Source organism: Fictibacillus phosphorivorans, from assembly GCF_023715845.1.
Classification (GTDB): domain Bacteria; phylum Bacillota; class Bacilli; order Bacillales; family Fictibacillaceae; genus Fictibacillus; species Fictibacillus phosphorivorans_D.
In genome coordinates this window covers 1-222 of the sequence record NZ_JAMBOR010000099.1, presented here as the reverse complement: position 1 = coordinate 222, position 222 = coordinate 1, and the positions used below count along the sequence as shown (strand labels likewise).

General features: G+C 37.4%; 1 protein-coding gene. It reads right to left on the bottom strand.

What is annotated here, in order from left to right:
* On the bottom strand, positions 1-222 hold a 222-nt coding region (locus tag M3206_RS19325; RefSeq protein ID WP_251314051.1), incomplete at both ends, for an IS3 family transposase.

Sequence of the window (222 nt, the reverse complement as noted above, 5' to 3'; positions counted from 1 at the left end):
CTATAAATACGTTTGTGATTAAAGTTCTGTTTAAGGGTTCGGTTTATATTCATTGTCATTCGACGATAGCCGTAGATTCCCTTAACTTTCTCATAGAGAGCTTTCAGCTCTTTTATAATCTCGTTATTCTGAAGCTCTTGTGTAGAAGGTGTACGGTTCAGCCACTTATAATAGGCAGCTCGTGAGAGATCTGCGATCTCACAAAGCAAAAGAATACTTAAT